The sequence below is a fragment of the Thermococcus sp. 4557 genome (genome assembly GCF_000221185.1).
In the GTDB taxonomy this organism is placed as follows: domain Archaea; phylum Methanobacteriota_B; class Thermococci; order Thermococcales; family Thermococcaceae; genus Thermococcus.
This window is the reverse complement of record NC_015865.1, coordinates 675,244-689,605: the sequence shown is the minus strand read 5'-3', so window position 1 is coordinate 689,605 and position 14,362 is coordinate 675,244. Positions and strand designations below refer to the sequence as shown.

Annotated in this window: 15 protein-coding genes; 9 read left to right on the top strand and 6 right to left on the bottom strand. The window is 54.8% G+C overall.

Annotated features, from left to right (window positions below):
• The first annotated feature begins 43 nt into the window (after positions 1-43).
• Positions 44-3,724: a reverse gyrase gene (gene rgy / locus GQS_RS03560; protein ID WP_014012304.1), complete on the top strand. Its 3,681-nt coding sequence runs from the start codon at positions 44-46 to the stop codon at positions 3,722-3,724.
• A gap of 343 nt (positions 3,725-4,067) precedes the next feature.
• Complete coding sequence (gene trmBL2 / locus GQS_RS03555) at positions 4,068-4,859, top strand: HTH-type transcriptional regulator TrmBL2 (protein WP_014012303.1); 792 nt, start codon at positions 4,068-4,070, stop codon at positions 4,857-4,859.
• Positions 4,860-4,881: 22 nt separating this feature from the next.
• Here the strand turns inward: trmBL2 and GQS_RS03550 are convergent, their stop codons facing one another.
• The 6 genes from GQS_RS03550 to GQS_RS03525 form a co-directional block, all read right to left on the bottom strand.
• Positions 4,882-5,814 carry a CGP-CTERM sorting domain-containing protein gene (locus GQS_RS03550; RefSeq protein ID WP_014012302.1) on the bottom strand — a complete coding sequence of 311 codons (933 nt, stop codon included), beginning with the start codon at positions 5,812-5,814 and terminating at the stop codon, positions 4,882-4,884.
• Between the two features lie 5 nt (positions 5,815-5,819).
• Positions 5,820-6,851, bottom strand: coding sequence for a CGP-CTERM sorting domain-containing protein (locus GQS_RS03545; protein WP_014012301.1), 1,032 nt, complete (start codon positions 6,849-6,851; stop codon positions 5,820-5,822).
• The gene (locus GQS_RS03540) at positions 6,835-7,872 is read right to left on the bottom strand and encodes a DUF4855 domain-containing protein (RefSeq protein WP_014012300.1); all 1,038 of its coding nucleotides are present in this window, start codon (positions 7,870-7,872) and stop codon (positions 6,835-6,837) included. The genes GQS_RS03545 and GQS_RS03540 overlap by 17 nt, the downstream gene beginning before the upstream one ends.
• A gap of 144 nt (positions 7,873-8,016) precedes the next feature.
• Positions 8,017-8,229, bottom strand: coding sequence for a helix-turn-helix domain-containing protein (locus tag GQS_RS03535; protein ID WP_014012299.1), 213 nt, complete (start codon positions 8,227-8,229; stop codon positions 8,017-8,019).
• Positions 8,226-8,555: an Sjogren's syndrome/scleroderma autoantigen 1 family protein gene (locus tag GQS_RS03530; RefSeq protein ID WP_014012298.1), complete on the bottom strand. Its 330-nt coding sequence runs from the start codon at positions 8,553-8,555 to the stop codon at positions 8,226-8,228. Before GQS_RS03530 ends, GQS_RS03535 begins: the two co-directional genes overlap by 4 nt.
• Before the next feature lie 4 nt (positions 8,556-8,559).
• Positions 8,560-9,285, bottom strand: a complete 726-nt coding sequence (locus GQS_RS03525) for an arginase family protein (RefSeq protein ID WP_014012297.1) — start codon at positions 9,283-9,285, stop codon at positions 8,560-8,562.
• Positions 9,286-9,424: 139 nt separating this feature from the next.
• On the opposite strand from GQS_RS03525, the gene hxlAB reads away from it, so the two are divergent.
• The 7 genes from hxlAB to GQS_RS03490 all read left to right on the top strand — a co-directional run bounded on the left by hxlAB (position 9,425) and on the right by GQS_RS03490 (position 14,336).
• On the top strand, positions 9,425-10,645 hold the full coding sequence (gene hxlAB / locus GQS_RS03520) for a bifunctional 3-hexulose-6-phosphate synthase/6-phospho-3-hexuloisomerase (RefSeq protein ID WP_014012296.1): 1,221 nt from the start codon (positions 9,425-9,427) through the stop codon (positions 10,643-10,645).
• 55 nt (positions 10,646-10,700) lie between these two features.
• Positions 10,701-11,456 carry a hypothetical protein gene (locus tag GQS_RS03515; RefSeq protein ID WP_014012295.1) on the top strand — a complete coding sequence of 252 codons (756 nt, stop codon included), beginning with the start codon at positions 10,701-10,703 and terminating at the stop codon, positions 11,454-11,456.
• Between the two features lie 8 nt (positions 11,457-11,464).
• Positions 11,465-12,109 (top strand): TIGR02253 family HAD-type hydrolase, encoded by a 645-nt coding sequence (locus tag GQS_RS03510; RefSeq protein ID WP_014012294.1) that lies wholly within the window; start codon positions 11,465-11,467, stop codon positions 12,107-12,109.
• Positions 12,106-12,285 (top strand): hypothetical protein, encoded by a 180-nt coding sequence (locus GQS_RS03505; RefSeq protein WP_014012293.1) that lies wholly within the window; start codon positions 12,106-12,108, stop codon positions 12,283-12,285. The genes GQS_RS03510 and GQS_RS03505 overlap by 4 nt, the downstream gene beginning before the upstream one ends.
• Before the next feature lie 3 nt (positions 12,286-12,288).
• Entirely contained in the window at positions 12,289-13,098 is an 810-nt protein-coding gene (locus tag GQS_RS03500; RefSeq protein ID WP_014012292.1) for a glutamate cyclase domain-containing protein, read from the top strand.
• 4 nt (positions 13,099-13,102) lie between these two features.
• Positions 13,103-13,723 carry an HD domain-containing protein gene (locus GQS_RS03495; RefSeq protein WP_014012291.1) on the top strand — a complete coding sequence of 207 codons (621 nt, stop codon included), beginning with the start codon at positions 13,103-13,105 and terminating at the stop codon, positions 13,721-13,723.
• 100 nt (positions 13,724-13,823) lie between these two features.
• Positions 13,824-14,336 (top strand): KH domain-containing protein, encoded by a 513-nt coding sequence (locus GQS_RS03490; RefSeq protein WP_014012290.1) that lies wholly within the window; start codon positions 13,824-13,826, stop codon positions 14,334-14,336.
• The last annotated feature ends 26 nt before the right edge of the window (positions 14,337-14,362 follow it).

Genomic DNA, 14,362 nt, shown 5'->3' with positions numbered 1-14,362 from the left:
ATAAATCCCCCACGCACCAAATAGAAACTTAGAGGGTGAGAAAATGAAGGCGATCTATCGGGAGATGTGCCCGAACTGCCTCGGTAGAATCTCCGATGAGAGGCTGATCAATAAGAACCCGTGCAGCGAGTGTCTCGATGATACCGTCACCGCCGATTCTTATTTTGACCTCATCACCGCGGTTAGAAGCGCTCTGAAGCTCAGAGGCACGTTGAAGGAGTGGGAGAGGATATACTCCCTCGAGAACGGGCTGCGTGAAGTCGAGGGGTTCTTCGAAAAGGCCACCGGCTTTACCTTCTGGAGCGCGCAGAGAACGTGGGTTAAGAGACTCCTCAAGGGCAGGAGCTTCTCAATCATAGCCCCCACTGGAATGGGCAAGAGCACCTTCGGGGCGTTCATGGCTGTATGGCACGCGACCAGGGGAAAGAAGAGCTACATAGTTGTGCCGACAACACCGCTGGTGGTTCAGACCGCCAGGAAGATTAGGAAGATAGCGGAGAACGCGGGCGTTGAGGTCAACCTCGCCTACTACCACGGCAACCTCCGGAAGAAGGAGAAGGAGGAGATGCTGGCCAAGATTCAGAACGAGGACTACGGGATACTCGTCACCAGCGCCCAGTGGATGGCCAGGAAGTTCGATGAGGTTCTGAAGGGCAGGCACTTCGATTTCATATTCGTCGATGACGTTGATGCGTTTCTCAAGGCCAGCAAGAACATAGACCGCTCCCTTTACCTCCTCGGTTTCAACGACGAGGTGATCGGAAAGGCCTGGGAGATAATTCGCCTTAAAAAGCAGATGTCCAAATACCTGAACGGACGCGCCAAGGACAGGGAGGAGAGACTTAAGGAGCTAAACGCTCAGATAGCGGAGCTCCAGCGCGATATAGAGGAGTTCAAGCGCGAAAACCCGATCGGAATCATGATAATAGCCTCGGCCACGGGCTCGGCAAGGGGCGACAGGATAAAGCTCTACCGCGAGCTGCTTGGATTCGAGGTCGGAAGCGGGAGAAGCGCCCTCAGGAACGTCGCTGACACCTACCTAAAGCCGAGCAAGGACATCAAGGAGCACGTGGAGGACCTTTTAACGATGCTCGGCAGGGGGGGCATAATATTCACCCCGATCGATCAGGGGCTGGGCTACGCCGAGGAGCTGGCGGATTATCTCCGCGAGCGCGGCTTCAGAATTGAACTCGTCAGCTCCAAGAACAGGAAGGCCATCGAACGCTTCGAGAACGGCGAGGCCGACTACCTCATAGGCTCCGCCACATACTACGGCTCCCTCGTCCGCGGTCTCGACATGCCCCATCTCATCCGCTACGCGATATTCACCGGTGTTCCCAAGTTCCGCTTCTCCATAGACCTCGAAAGACCGACCATCTACCGCGCCCTCGGCCTCCTCAGTGAGGTCATGGACTTCCTGAGCGACGAAGACCGGAAGCAGGCTGAAAAGCTCCATGCGAGGCTCAGGAGGCTGATACGCAACATTCCGCAGTTTGAGCTACTTAAGATCGAGGAAGCTTTGGCCGAGGGACTGCCGATAGAGAACGAGTTCCACAACCACGTCCTCGGCGTTTTCCGCGAGCTGGTTGAGTTCCTGAGGAGGGTTCTCAAGGACGAGGAGGTTCTCAGAAAGCTCGCCGAGGACCCGTTCATCAGCCTGAAGGAGGAAGATGGCAAGTGGTATATCGAGATCCCCGACGTCAGGACGTACATCCAGGCCACCGGAAGGACGAGCAGGCTGTTCGCCGGTGGAATCACAAAGGGACTGAGCGTGCTCATAGTTGACAACGAGAAGGTCTTCAACGGCCTCCTCAGACAGATGCGCTGGCGCTTCACAGAGTTCAAGATGGTGCCCTTCAAGGAGCTCGACCTCGACGAGGTTCTGAGGCAGATAGACGAGGACAGGGAGAAAGTTAGGCTGGTGATGGAAGGCAAGATAAGCGCCAAGGTCAAAGATCTGGTAAAATCCGCCCTCATGATAGTGGAGAGCCCGAACAAGGCCAGGACGATAGCCAACTTCTTCGGCCAGCCGAGCAAGACGAGGATAGGTGACCTGGTCGCCTACGAGGTGAGCATAGGAAACATGATGCTGACCATCCTCGCCAGCGGCGGGCACATGTTCGACCTCGTGACGAACGAGGGCTACCACGGCGTTCTTGTTGATGAGAAAGACGGCATGCTGAAGTTCATACCCGTCTACGACACCATCAAGCGCTGTCGCGACTGCGGTCATCAGTTCGTGGACTGGGAGGAGAAAGGTGTCTGTCCGCGCTGCGGCTCGACCAACGTCCGCGACGCCCTTCAGAACGTCAAGGCGATGCGCGAGCTCGCCCAGGAGGTCGATGAGATACTCATAGCGACGGACCCCGATACGGAGGGTGAGAAGATAGCCTGGGACATCATGAACGTCCTGAGTCCGTACACGCCAAACATCAAGCGCATAGAGTTCCACGAGGTCACGAGACCGGCCATAATGAGGGCCATCGAAGAGGCGAGGGATGTGAACGAGGGCCGCGTCAACGCGCAGATAGTGAGGAGAATAGAGGACAGGTGGATAGGCTTTGAACTGAGCCAGGAACTCCAGCGCGTCTTCGAGAACCGCAACCTCTCCGCAGGAAGGGTTCAGACGCCGGTTCTGGGCTGGGTGATTGAGCGCTACAAGGAGTTCACCGAGAGCGAGACGTACTTCATGGGGCTGACCCTTGAGAACGACCTCAGGGTCACGATAGAACTCGGAAAGGACGGCAAGGGGATTGAGCCGCCGGAGTACGTCACTGTCGAGGACGTTCAGCTTGAGGAAAGGGAGCTGAAGCCCTCGCCGCCGTACACAACTGACGCCATGCTCAAGGACGCCTCGACCTTCCTCAAGCTGTCCGCGCCGGAGGCGATGCGCATCGCCCAGGATCTCTTCGAGATGGGTCTCATCACCTACCACCGCACAGACTCCACTCACGTCAGCAACACGGGAATAGAGATCGCTAAGGAGTACATCACCCAGGAACTCGGCGAGGAGTACTTTAAACCGCGCCCCTGGGGTGAGGAGGGAACCCACGAGGCCATAAGGCCAACGAGGCCGATAGACACGGGCAGGCTGATGCAGTTGATCCGCGATGGAATCCTCCAGCTTCCGAAGAACCTTACCCGCAACCACTACAGGCTCTACGACATGATATTCAAGAAGTTCATGACGAGCCAGATGAAGGCTGCAAGGATAATCCATGAAAGGGCCGTCATCGACGCGGGCATCGGAAAGACCGAGGTAGAGGGCTATGTCGAGGTTGTTGAAGATGGTTGGACGCGGCTGAGGAGCCCGCCGATGAGGCAGCTCCCGATGCTGGAGAAAGGGGCCAGGCTGAAGGTCGTGGAGGCCAAGAAGTGGAAGGCACCGAAGGTGTCGCTCTACACCCAGGGCGACATAATAGCCCTGATGAAGGAGCGCAAGATAGGCCGGCCATCTACGTACGCGAAGATCGTTCAGACGCTCCTCCAGCGCTACTACGCCATCGAGACCCGCGGCAGGAAGAAGCTGGTGCCGACTGACCAGGGCATCAAGGTTTATCACTATCTCATTAGTAAATATAAGGACCTCGTCAACGAGGAGAAAACTCGGGGACTCGAGGAGATGATGGACCGCATCGAGGAGGGCAGCGTCGATTACCAGGAGGTTCTAAATGCGCTTTACCGGGAGCTGCAGGGCTATCTGGGGAATGGAAAGCCCCAATAATGTTTCTTTCCGTTGGTTGTTTACCACTTTTTGACACTCTGTGCTCTAACACTTTTGGTGATATCAAGTTTGGACCGTACCGGTACGGAGGGTCAGGTTTTCCGGAATTTTGGGCACTGCGTGGCGACAAAAGGTTTCAGGGTGATTTTGCTCCCAAGTAAAACCAAAAATTTTAAAATCCCGATGTAGTAATGAGTTTGCATGTATACGCAACGGCAGTAATATCCCGGGAAGTCATCCCGGGGCAATCTTCGGGACATAACCGAAGACACTAACAACATTTGGAAAAAACTTATATGTGATGAAATCGAAAAACAGAATAGGAAATGCGGTGGTGGTAAGAATGGTCAAGGACAGGATGGTTGAGCTCCTTCAGGAGCACTTTGAGTTGAACCTCTACGAGGCCAGGGCGTACGTGGCATTAGTCGGTTTTGGCGTCCTCACCCCGGCGGAGCTGGCGAGCGTTTCGGAGGTTCCGGCGCCGAGGACCTACGACGTCCTCAGGAGCCTTGAGAAGAAGGGCTTCGCCATCAGCCAGCCGGGCAAGGTGAACAAGTACAGGCCCGTCCACCCGCAGAACATCCTCGAGAAGTTCATCGAGGAGTGGCAGGAGCGCGTCGCCGAGGAGCTTGAGCTCAAGAAGAAGGCAAAGGAGGAGCTCCTCGAGCTCATGAGCCCGCTCATCGAGACCGAGATTCCGAAGTACGGCGTCGAGAAGGTCTGGGTTGTCAGGGGAATCAGGAACGCCACCCTCAAGACCAAGGAGATGTTCGAGGAGGTCAGGGAGCAGATACTCCTCGCCGACGACGGCTACATCGCCATCAACCTCGAGAGCGACATCATCAAGGCCATCGACAACGGCGCCAAGGCCAAGATAATCGTCACCGAGAACGTCCTCCACAGGCTCGGCACCTCCAAGATAATGGACTACTACAAGAAGGGCAAGGTCGAGCTCAAGGTTATCGACAAGCTCGAGCTCCCGATGCTCATCTGCGACGATGAGGTCTTCTTCGCCCTCGACATGGCCGCTCGCTACTTCAACTACGAGACCCAGATATGGATCAAGGACTTCCGCGTCAAGGCCCTCTTTGAGGGCAAGTTCAACGAGTACTGGGAGCAGGCCAAGAAGGCCTGATTCTTCTTTCTCTTATCCATTTTCACCGCTTTGCTCTTCTCAGCAGGACGGGTATTAAGGCGGCTAAGAGGATAAATCCGGGTCCGCAGATGCTCGTTTCGGTGTTCCCCGTGTTGGTTGCTGTTTCCGTTTTGTTTGACCGCGTCTCCCTTGTTGGAGGGGTAAGGTTAGCCTCAGCGGGCGTGCCGGTTGGGGTGTTCGCGCTTGTTTTCTTGCAGACCGTCACGTTAACGATTTTAACGTCATCGGGAAACCAGAAGCCGTTTATCGTGCTGGTTGTGTTGATGTAGAAGAGGGTGATGTTCTTCGTCAAATTGCCCTTTCTGAGAGTGAAATAGACTGGAAACTGGGCCCAGTTAACAACCAGCGGTCGCAGGGGAGACTGGTTGGCATCACTCGCCTTTGCAACGAGGAAGAAATTTCCGGGGACTTCGATTTTCCAGCCGTTTATCTCCTTCTTTAGCATCCCTTTCTTGAGCCGGAACCAGCTCTCGTTAACGCGCTCAACGCAGAACTGTCCCGTATCTAACCTATAAACGTAGTCAACGTTCACGCTACTGTGGTTCTCCTTGGAGTAGGCGAAGACGTGCACGTTAACGTACCAGGAGCCGTTCACGTAGGTTACTCCTTTGAAGTACACGGCGCTCACGTTCTTTGGGGCATAAGGGGGGAGGTCGCTGAGTACGGAGGGGGTAAAGTTGAGGAGGTAGAGCTGAGAACCATCGAAGAAGAGGAGATAATCATAAACATCATACACCTCTGCCCAGCAGGAATCCATACCGCAGGTGATGCCGTAGTTGTCAACCTCGGCGTGAATCAGTGCCCCTGTCCCGTTTGAGAAGACGGAGCTGTGGACTTCGTATAGAAAACCGCCTGAATGCACGGAATAGACTGCCGAAACTGGGGCAGCGACGAAAAGAAGGGCGATGAAGAGGGGAATCACCAGTCGGGACATTTGACTCACCTCTTTGGAGTTTTTCTTGGGAGCAAGCTCATGACTGCCAAGAGAACAATGAACCCTGGTCCGCAGATGCCATCTTTGGTTTCTTTTGTGTTGGTTGGTGTTTTCATTGTATTTGATGAGATTGTTGTTCTGTTAGGGACGGTACTAGTCTCAGCGGCCGTACTGGGGGATGTAGTCACGTTCGCTTTCTCGCAGGTGGTCACATTGGCTATCTTAACACTGTCTGGGAACCAGTAGCCTGGAACGGGGGCGCTCGGCGGGACGAAGTCGTCCCTTGTAACGTTCATGTTAAGGTAAACGAGGGTGATGTTCTTCACGTGACCCTCCTTTTTGAGGAGGAAGTAAATAGGAAAAACGCTCGAATTGACGATTTCAGGGGAGCCAGGAGACCACCTCAGCGCGTTCTCGCTCATCGTGACCCACACGTCGCTCATGTTTGCGTAGTCCCATTTTGTGAAGCTCGGGGACTGAAGCACTATTTTCCAGCCGTTTATCTCGTCGCTGATTTTTCCCCTTGGAAGCTTGGACCAGCTAACATTAACGGGTTCAATGCACAGGTTTTCTGAATCGAAAATGTAGACACCGCGGACATGAGTCATCGGAGGGCGGAACGTGAGATCCAGGTACCAGCTTCCGTTTATGAAGCGCGCACCATTAAGAGAATGGCCGAGAGTGTAGTGGTAGAGGGCCTCGAACCTGTCAAGGAGCGTGCTGTAGTTCGGATAAAGGGCTCGGAATGCGGGCGTGAGGTTTAGAAGGTATAGCTGAGAGCCATTGAAGTAGAGCAGATGCTCTTCTCCCCCAATAACCTCCCCGGTGGTCGCATTGGCGCAGTCAATTCCCGAAAGTGGGGGGCAGTATGGCCCGTAGGTGAGGATTAGGAGGGGAATAAAAGCCTCGCTTCCGTTGGATATGACGGAGTACTGAACGTTGTAGACAGAACCGCCCGATCCAGCTGAAACCACGGCCTTGGATAAGAGTGTGAGAGCGAAAAACAGGGTGATGGCTGCTCTAAACGTACGGTTCATTGAGTTCCCTCCGGCAGCGTTCTTGGAGCACGTCTATCACTTTGAGGTCAGTGCTGAAGTAGTAGGCCCGGTCCGATGGTTCCCATCCTGTATCGTGTAATGCTCTCATATAATCTAGGGCATAGTTTATTGCTTTCCCATGCTCGTGCTCCCTGCAGTTTTCATAACAGGTTTTAAGGTTGTGGTCGCATCCCATGTTTTCGGGGCATCTGCCCGAATATCTGCACGGAATGCCCAGGACTGTCCTGTCTGCTTCCATCTCTATTGAGACTACCGTGTTTGGATTTTGTTTCCTGACCTGTTTTTGTAGCCCATCGTGAATGTACCTGATTTTCTCAACGAGTTTCTTATAGGAGTACGGGAACGTTTGTTCAGTGCCGTTAATGTTCTCTATGCAGTTTTTGTTCTGATAATAGTTTGGCTGAACGAATACGTAATCAAAGTAGCCGCCAACTTTGAGAATCCCGTCAAACGCATCATCGCTCAAATACGACACGCCTCTATCATTAGTTGCCGGAATCCAAATCAACTCCAGCCCGTGGTCGTGGATGTAGTCGTACATGTATTGGATGAATTCCTTAGAAACGTTCTTACCATAGTTACCGGTTTGAAGGCAACTCTCATAACTCCAGTAGAATCCTTTGAGATTGCCGTTGTTAACGCTCAGAACACCATCAATCCAGCCTTTATAGTACGAGTTCACGCCGGAGTATCCAAATGAAATCAGTGCCTGATCCCTTTGGCTACCGTCGGGGCGATAAAAGGGTATTGTTAGATATAATAGAGGGATTCCGGAGATGTGATCTGCCACCCACCTCGCGAATTCTTTCCCATCATTTCGCCCGGAATCATAGTACGGACCGGTATAGCGAGAACCTCTTCCCTCTCCATCAAGCACAACAATCCTATCAAAGCCCCTCTCCCTGAAGTCCTCGACAGTGGCTTTCTTGCCCCCAACGGTCATCCTTGACTCGTAGTTAGGACCATTCCACTTAACCCACCACAGTGCGAACTTCGCCATAGGACATCACCATTATGGATTATCCCTGGGAGACATAAAAGCATTTTTGGATTTCTACTTGCTAAAACTGCAACATAATGAGTCAAAAACAAAAGGTAAAACGGATTACTCAGTCTCCAATTGGATACAAAAGTCGAAAAGGTCTCAGACGTATTTGAACTCCTCCTCAAGCTCGTCCTTTTCCTTCAGCTTCCAGTAGAGCTTCCCATCCTTCTGGTAGCTCTCGACCTTGCCCTGTTCGACGAAGCGGAGCAGGTAGCGGCGCACCTCCATTGCGGGGACGCCGGTCTTTTCCGCTATCTCCTCGATGGTCTTGGGGCCATCGCCGAGGGCCTCCAGAACCTTTACATTCTTCATTCTCCTCCCTCCAGTTTCCGGTATCTTTCCAACAGTTCTATTATCTTCTCCATTGCCCTTAAGTGTTTCTCCAGTTCGCCGATGTCCTCCGGGAGGGAGTTGGCGAGCTCGTTGAGCTTCTCCATCAGCCTCTCTTCGACGCCCTTCATCTCTGCCTTCTGCTGCTTCTTCCTGTGCTCGCAGACGGGGCAGAAGACCTTACCATCCTTCTCGAAGAGGGGCGAGCCGCACTTGGGGCAGTGCTTGTCGAGCATCTTGGCCCCCGAGAGCATGAGGGGCATTATTATATTCCGGATCTCCTCCTCCGTGGGCCCCCTGGCGCTCATTTAATCACCCCGTCAGGAGCTGGAAGATCTCGACGAAGGCCTTCTTCCCGAGTCTCGAACGCCTTATCCTGTCCGAGACCTCGGCTATGTCAAAAGCCGCTATCTTGAAATTCTTTTTCACCTCTTCCAGCAACTCCATGAGCTCATCAAGGGTCAGCTCGCCGTGCTGGAAGCGGGCTATCTTGTACTCTGGCCGGAGGACGTCGAGGTCGACGGTGAGGTATATCTCTTCCCCGAGGTACTTCTTCGTCTCGTCGAGTATCTCGAGCAGGTCGTTCGTCTGGAGGTTCTTGTAGGCCCTCCACTTTCCGCGCACCTTTCTGCTCCTCAGCAGGGCGGGAAATATCTTGACGCGCCGCGTCCAGAGCTGCGTCCGCTCGGTGGTTGGTATCATGAGAACCGGGGCGAGGACGACGGCACGGTTTACGAGGCGCTCCTCAAGGGCATATGCCAGCCACGAGCCGTGGTCGAGGTAGTCGTGCATCAGGTCAGTGTGGGCATCGACGCTGATGAGCGACTGGGGCCTGAGCTTTTCGACTATTCCGTACGTGGCGAGGTGCTCCCCTATTATGTACGCACTGTCCTGGGGAATCCTCTCCGGCAGAAGCTCGACCCTGCTCGATTCAACTATCATGTAATCCTCGATGAGTTTGTTCCTTTTGAGGAGCTGAAGAACGTAGAGAACGCCGTCGCGGTTGGGCTTTTCGCCGAAGGGAATGAACGTCACCATTTGATTCCACCGACCCGTGTTGGCGCTCGGGCTTTTAAACCTTGGCGATGTGTTTGGACATTTAAATGTTAATTTGCGACGCCAAAGTTTAAAAAGTAGCATTCTGAGGTTAAATCGAAAACTCTTCGGAGGCGAGGAGATGATACTTCAGGTTGCCCTTGATCTGACTGACATTGAGCAGGCCATTTCTATCGCGGAGAAGGCCGCCCGCGGCGGTGCCCACTGGCTCGAGGTTGGAACTCCTCTTATCAAGAAGGAAGGCATGCGCGCTGTGGAGCTTCTCAAGAGGCGCTTCCCGGACAGGAAGATCGTCGCCGACCTCAAGACCATGGACACCGGCGCCCTGGAGGTCGAGATGGCCGCGCGCCACGGTGCCGATGTCGTTTCTATCCTCGGTGTCGCCGATGACAAGACGATAAAGGACGCGGTTGAAGTTGCAAGGCGCTATGGAATCAGGGTCATGGTTGACCTCATAGGCGTTAAGGACAAGGTCAAGCGCGCCAAGGAACTCGAGAAGATGGGCGTTCACTACATACTCGTCCACACGGGCATAGACGAGCAGGTTCAGGGCAAGAGCCCGCTGGAGGACCTGGAGAAAGTCGTCAAAGCCGTCAGCGTCCCCGTTGCCGTCGCCGGCGGACTGAACCTCCAGACCATACCGAAGGTCATCGAGCTGGGGGCCACGATAATAATCGTCGGGGGCGCGATAACCAAGGCCGAGAAGCCGGATGATGTTACGAGGAAGATAATCGACCTCTTCTGGGGCGAGTACATGATGACCATAAGGAAGGCGATGGACGACATAATCGACCACATCCACAACGTCTCGGAGAGCCTCAAGCTGGAGCAGGTTCGCGGCTTCGTCGATGCCATGATCGGGGCGAACAAGATATTCATCTACGGCGCCGGGAGGAGCGGCCTCGTCGGCAAGGCCTTCGCGATGAGACTCATGCACCTCGACTTCAACGTCTACGTCGTCGGCGAGACCATAACCCCGGCCTTCGGCCAGGGGGACCTGCTCATAGCCATCAGCGGTTCCGGTGAGACCAACAGCATCGTCGATGCGGCGGAGATAGCCAAGAAGCAGGGAGGCAAAGTGGTCGCGATAACCTCCTACGCCAACTCGACCCTTGGGAAGCTCGCCGACGTGGTTGTTGAGATACCCGGAAGGGCCAAGACCGACATCCCGACGGACTACATAGCGCGCCAGATGCTCACCAAGTACAAGTGGATAGCCCCGATGGGAACCCTCTTCGAGGACTCGACCATGATATTCCTCGACGGGGTCATAGCCCTCCTCATGGCAACCTTCCAGAAAACGGAGAAGGACATGAAGAAGAAGCACGCGACCCTTGAGTGAGGGCTGACCGAAAAGGATATGAACGGCCTTTCCTATTCCCTTTTTAGGGGTCGTCATGCAGTCCTTTACCCATCTTTTCGTTGGAATAGGCGGCACGGGCGCGCGGATAGTCAACAGCATAACCGCCGATGGGATAGTTAAGGTGACAGTTAACCCCGCTTACTACCTTCTCTCGAACTCGGAGAGGTACGAGGAGAGGCTCCGGAACTTCTTTTCCAGGCTCCCGAAGGACACGTTCCTCTGGCTGGTGTTTGAGGATAAGGACGTGAATCACGAACTGAGGGAGATTATAATAGACAGCGCGCCCCGGGACACAATAAGGCTCGCTTACGTTCTCACCCCTAGAAAGGAGCTCGTGAATGAGAAAAAACCCCCCTGGGCACGCGATTTTGAGACGGTTTTTTACGACTCCCTCTGGGACTTCTTCACCGATGAGAGCGTTTCCCTCCAGGATGCGTTCCAGGGGGCCTCCGCGGGCATAGCGGAGATGTTCTCGCGGCTCTACTACTATCTGGAGAGCCAGATGCTGGTGAACATCGACTACGCCGACCTGTTCAACATGATCCGCGGCGGCAACGTCGGAATCCTGCGCCTCCTCCGTGAGGTGGACTTCACCTGGCACTGGGGCATCTGGGAGCGCGGGCTCATAGGTATCCTCGTGGGGAACGACTTCCCTCTCAAGGGGGCCCACAGCATACTGCACAGTTTCCAGGAGATACTCTCCGAGAAGGATGTGATCTGGGGCGTGATAACGGACGAGAACCTCAACGGCAGGGTCGAGATACTCTCCCTGCTCGTCAAAAAGTGGTAGGTGGTAAAATGAGGGCGGTTCTCTTCGACATCGATGGGACTCTGCTGACAGAGATGCCGCTGATTCAGCTGTTTCTCCCGCAGGTTTACGACACGCTCTCGAAACGGTTTGGAATCAGCAAGGATGAGGCCAGGGAACGGTTCCTGGGCGAGATATTCGAGAGGAGGGACACCTACGACTGGCACGACTGGAACTTCTTCTTCAGGCTCTTTGACCTCGACCTCCAGTACGAGGAACTCATGGAGAGGTACCCTCACAAGCTCCACGTCTATCCGGATACGATTCCCGTGCTTGAGTGGCTGAGGGAGAGCGGCTACAAGCTTGGGGCCGTTACCAGCGGACCCGAGTACCAGAGGCTCAAGCTGAGGCTCACCGGGCTGATGGACTACTTCGACGCTGTTGTCACTCGGGAGGACGTCAAGGCAATAAAGCCCGAGCCCAAAATATTCCTGTACGCCCTGGAGAAGCTGGGTGTCGAGCCGGAAGAAGCTGTCATGGTGGGGGACTCCCTGAGCCAGGACGTTTACGGTGCCAAGAACGTGGGCATGGTGGCGGTCTGGATAAATCGGAACGGCGACGAGGATTACAACATGGCGGACTACGAGATTAGAACGCTTCACGAGCTGAGAAAAGTGCTGGGGGGATTGGAATGAGGGAGGTATTCAACGCCGAGGGAGTTTTTGTCCGGTACCGGGAGAAGAGAGTGAAGCTTGAGAACGGCCACGAACTGACCCACCGGAGTGAGGAGCCGACGGAGCTCTGGTGGAAGCTTAAAGAGGCTGTGAAGGGCAGAAAGGTCAGGATAGTCGTTTACGAACTCGAGGAATGAGGCATGATAGCACATCTGATAAACACGGACGTTGGGAACCGGGGGGTTCTGAGGGTATACCTCGACTACCGCCGGGAGAACCCCAATTTTTTACATAATTCTGCAAAACTGTTTTTGGATAATTATGAACGCGTTCTCATCGTTACTGGATTTCCCATACCGCCGGAGATGAGGGCAGAAACCGACGGCCCGCCGGGAGCACTGGCCTTGGCGAAGGCGGTTGAGACCCTGGGGGGCACCGCTGAGGTGCTTACTTATCCGGAGGTAAAGACCGCCCTGGAGCCCTTCGGCATCAGGTTCACGGACGAGCCGGAGATAGGGGACTACTCCCTCGTGATAGCGGTCGAAACCCCTGGCAGGGCCGCGGATGGAAGGTACTACTCAATGAGCGCCATGGAGATCACGAGGGGGACTTTTGACTGGGCGGTTCTCAGGGCGAGGGACATCGGAGTTCCCACGATTGGAATAGGCGACGGGGGCAACGAGGCGGGCATGGGGAACATAAGGGGCCTCGTCTCGCGATACGTACCACACGGTGAGAGGATATCGAGCACCGTTGAGACCGATGAGCTCATTCTCTCCGCCGTCTCAAACTGGGGGGCCTACGGGCTCGTGGCCCAGGCGTCGATAGAGCTCGGGCGGAAGCTCCTCCCGGGATGGGATGAGAAGACGATAGTTACAATAATCTCAAAGCTCGGTCTGATAGACGGGGTCTCCAAAACCCAGACGCCGACGGTTGATGGGATAAGCCTCGACGTTCACGAGAAAATCGTTGAGCTTTTAAACGCCGTTGTAAACGAGGCCCTAAGGTGATGAGATGAGGCTCGAGGAGTTCATCGATGATGGAAATTCAATCAGACTCATAGAACGGACCCGCGATTACGCCAGGCACTTCTTTGAACGGGAGGGAACCCATGGCTTCAGCCACGTGGAGCGCGTGCTCAACCTCTGCCTCCACATCGGGAGGGAGGAGGGGGCCGACCTGGAGACCCTGGCCCTTGCGGCCCTCCTCCACGACGTGGCGAGGCCGCTCGAGAGCGCTGGAAGGGTTGAAGACCACGCCGCTGAAGGGGCCAGGATAGCGAGGCACTACCTCAGAAGCCTCGGGTACCCGGAGGAGAAGGTTGAGGCGGTTGCCCACGCCATAGAGGCCCACCGCTTCTCCCGCGGCCCGGAGCCGGAGACGCTTGAAGCCAAGATACTCAGCGACGCCGACAAGCTCGATGCGATCGGTGCGATAGGCGTGGCAAGGGTTTTCATGTACTCGGGCGAGCACGGAAGGAGCATCGAGGATTCCTTAGAGCACTTCGAGGAGAAGATACTGAAGCTGAAGGATTTGATGTACACCGAAACCGCGAGGAGGATGGCCGAGGAGAGGCATCGCTTCACCGAGGAATTCATCGAGCGCATAAGGCGCGAGATAGAGGGCGAAATCTGAACCTCCTTTCGGCTTTTTCTTCCATAATAAGGTTTTTAAAGGACTTCCAGAATTAAGGGTTAGCCCGTTTAAGGTCATTCTTAGGTGAGGAGGTGAGGAAATGAAGGCGCCAATCTGTGAGGTGTGTTTGAAGACCGACGACATTCTGTGCCCGGCTGACGAGAAAAAGCTCCAGGACGGGGTCATCTCGGAGCTTGATGTTAAGGTTGCGAGACTCCTTTACAAGCTCATCGGGGACGCTGACATGGAGTTTAAGAGGGCCGTTGAGGCCGGCGACATAATAGTCATCGTGGTTGGAGAGGGAGACGTTCCGGTAACCATAGGCAAGGGCGGCAAGAACATCAAGGCTCTCATGAGGGAGCTCGGAAAGAGGATACGCGTCATAGAGGCCGTTGAGGTCACCGGAACCGACGACGTCAAGAAGCTTGCCACCGACCTCCTCTACCCCGCGGGCGTCTTCGGAGTCAACATCGTCTACAAGCCCGGCGGTGGAACCTACTACAAGGTCCTCGTCATGGGAAGGGACAGGAAGAAGCTCCCCGAAAAGGCCGACGTCCTGGAGAGCATCCTCTCCCAGATAACAGGGGCCGAGGTAAAGATAAACTTTATTTGAACTTCCTTTTCTTCCCTACAGGTTTA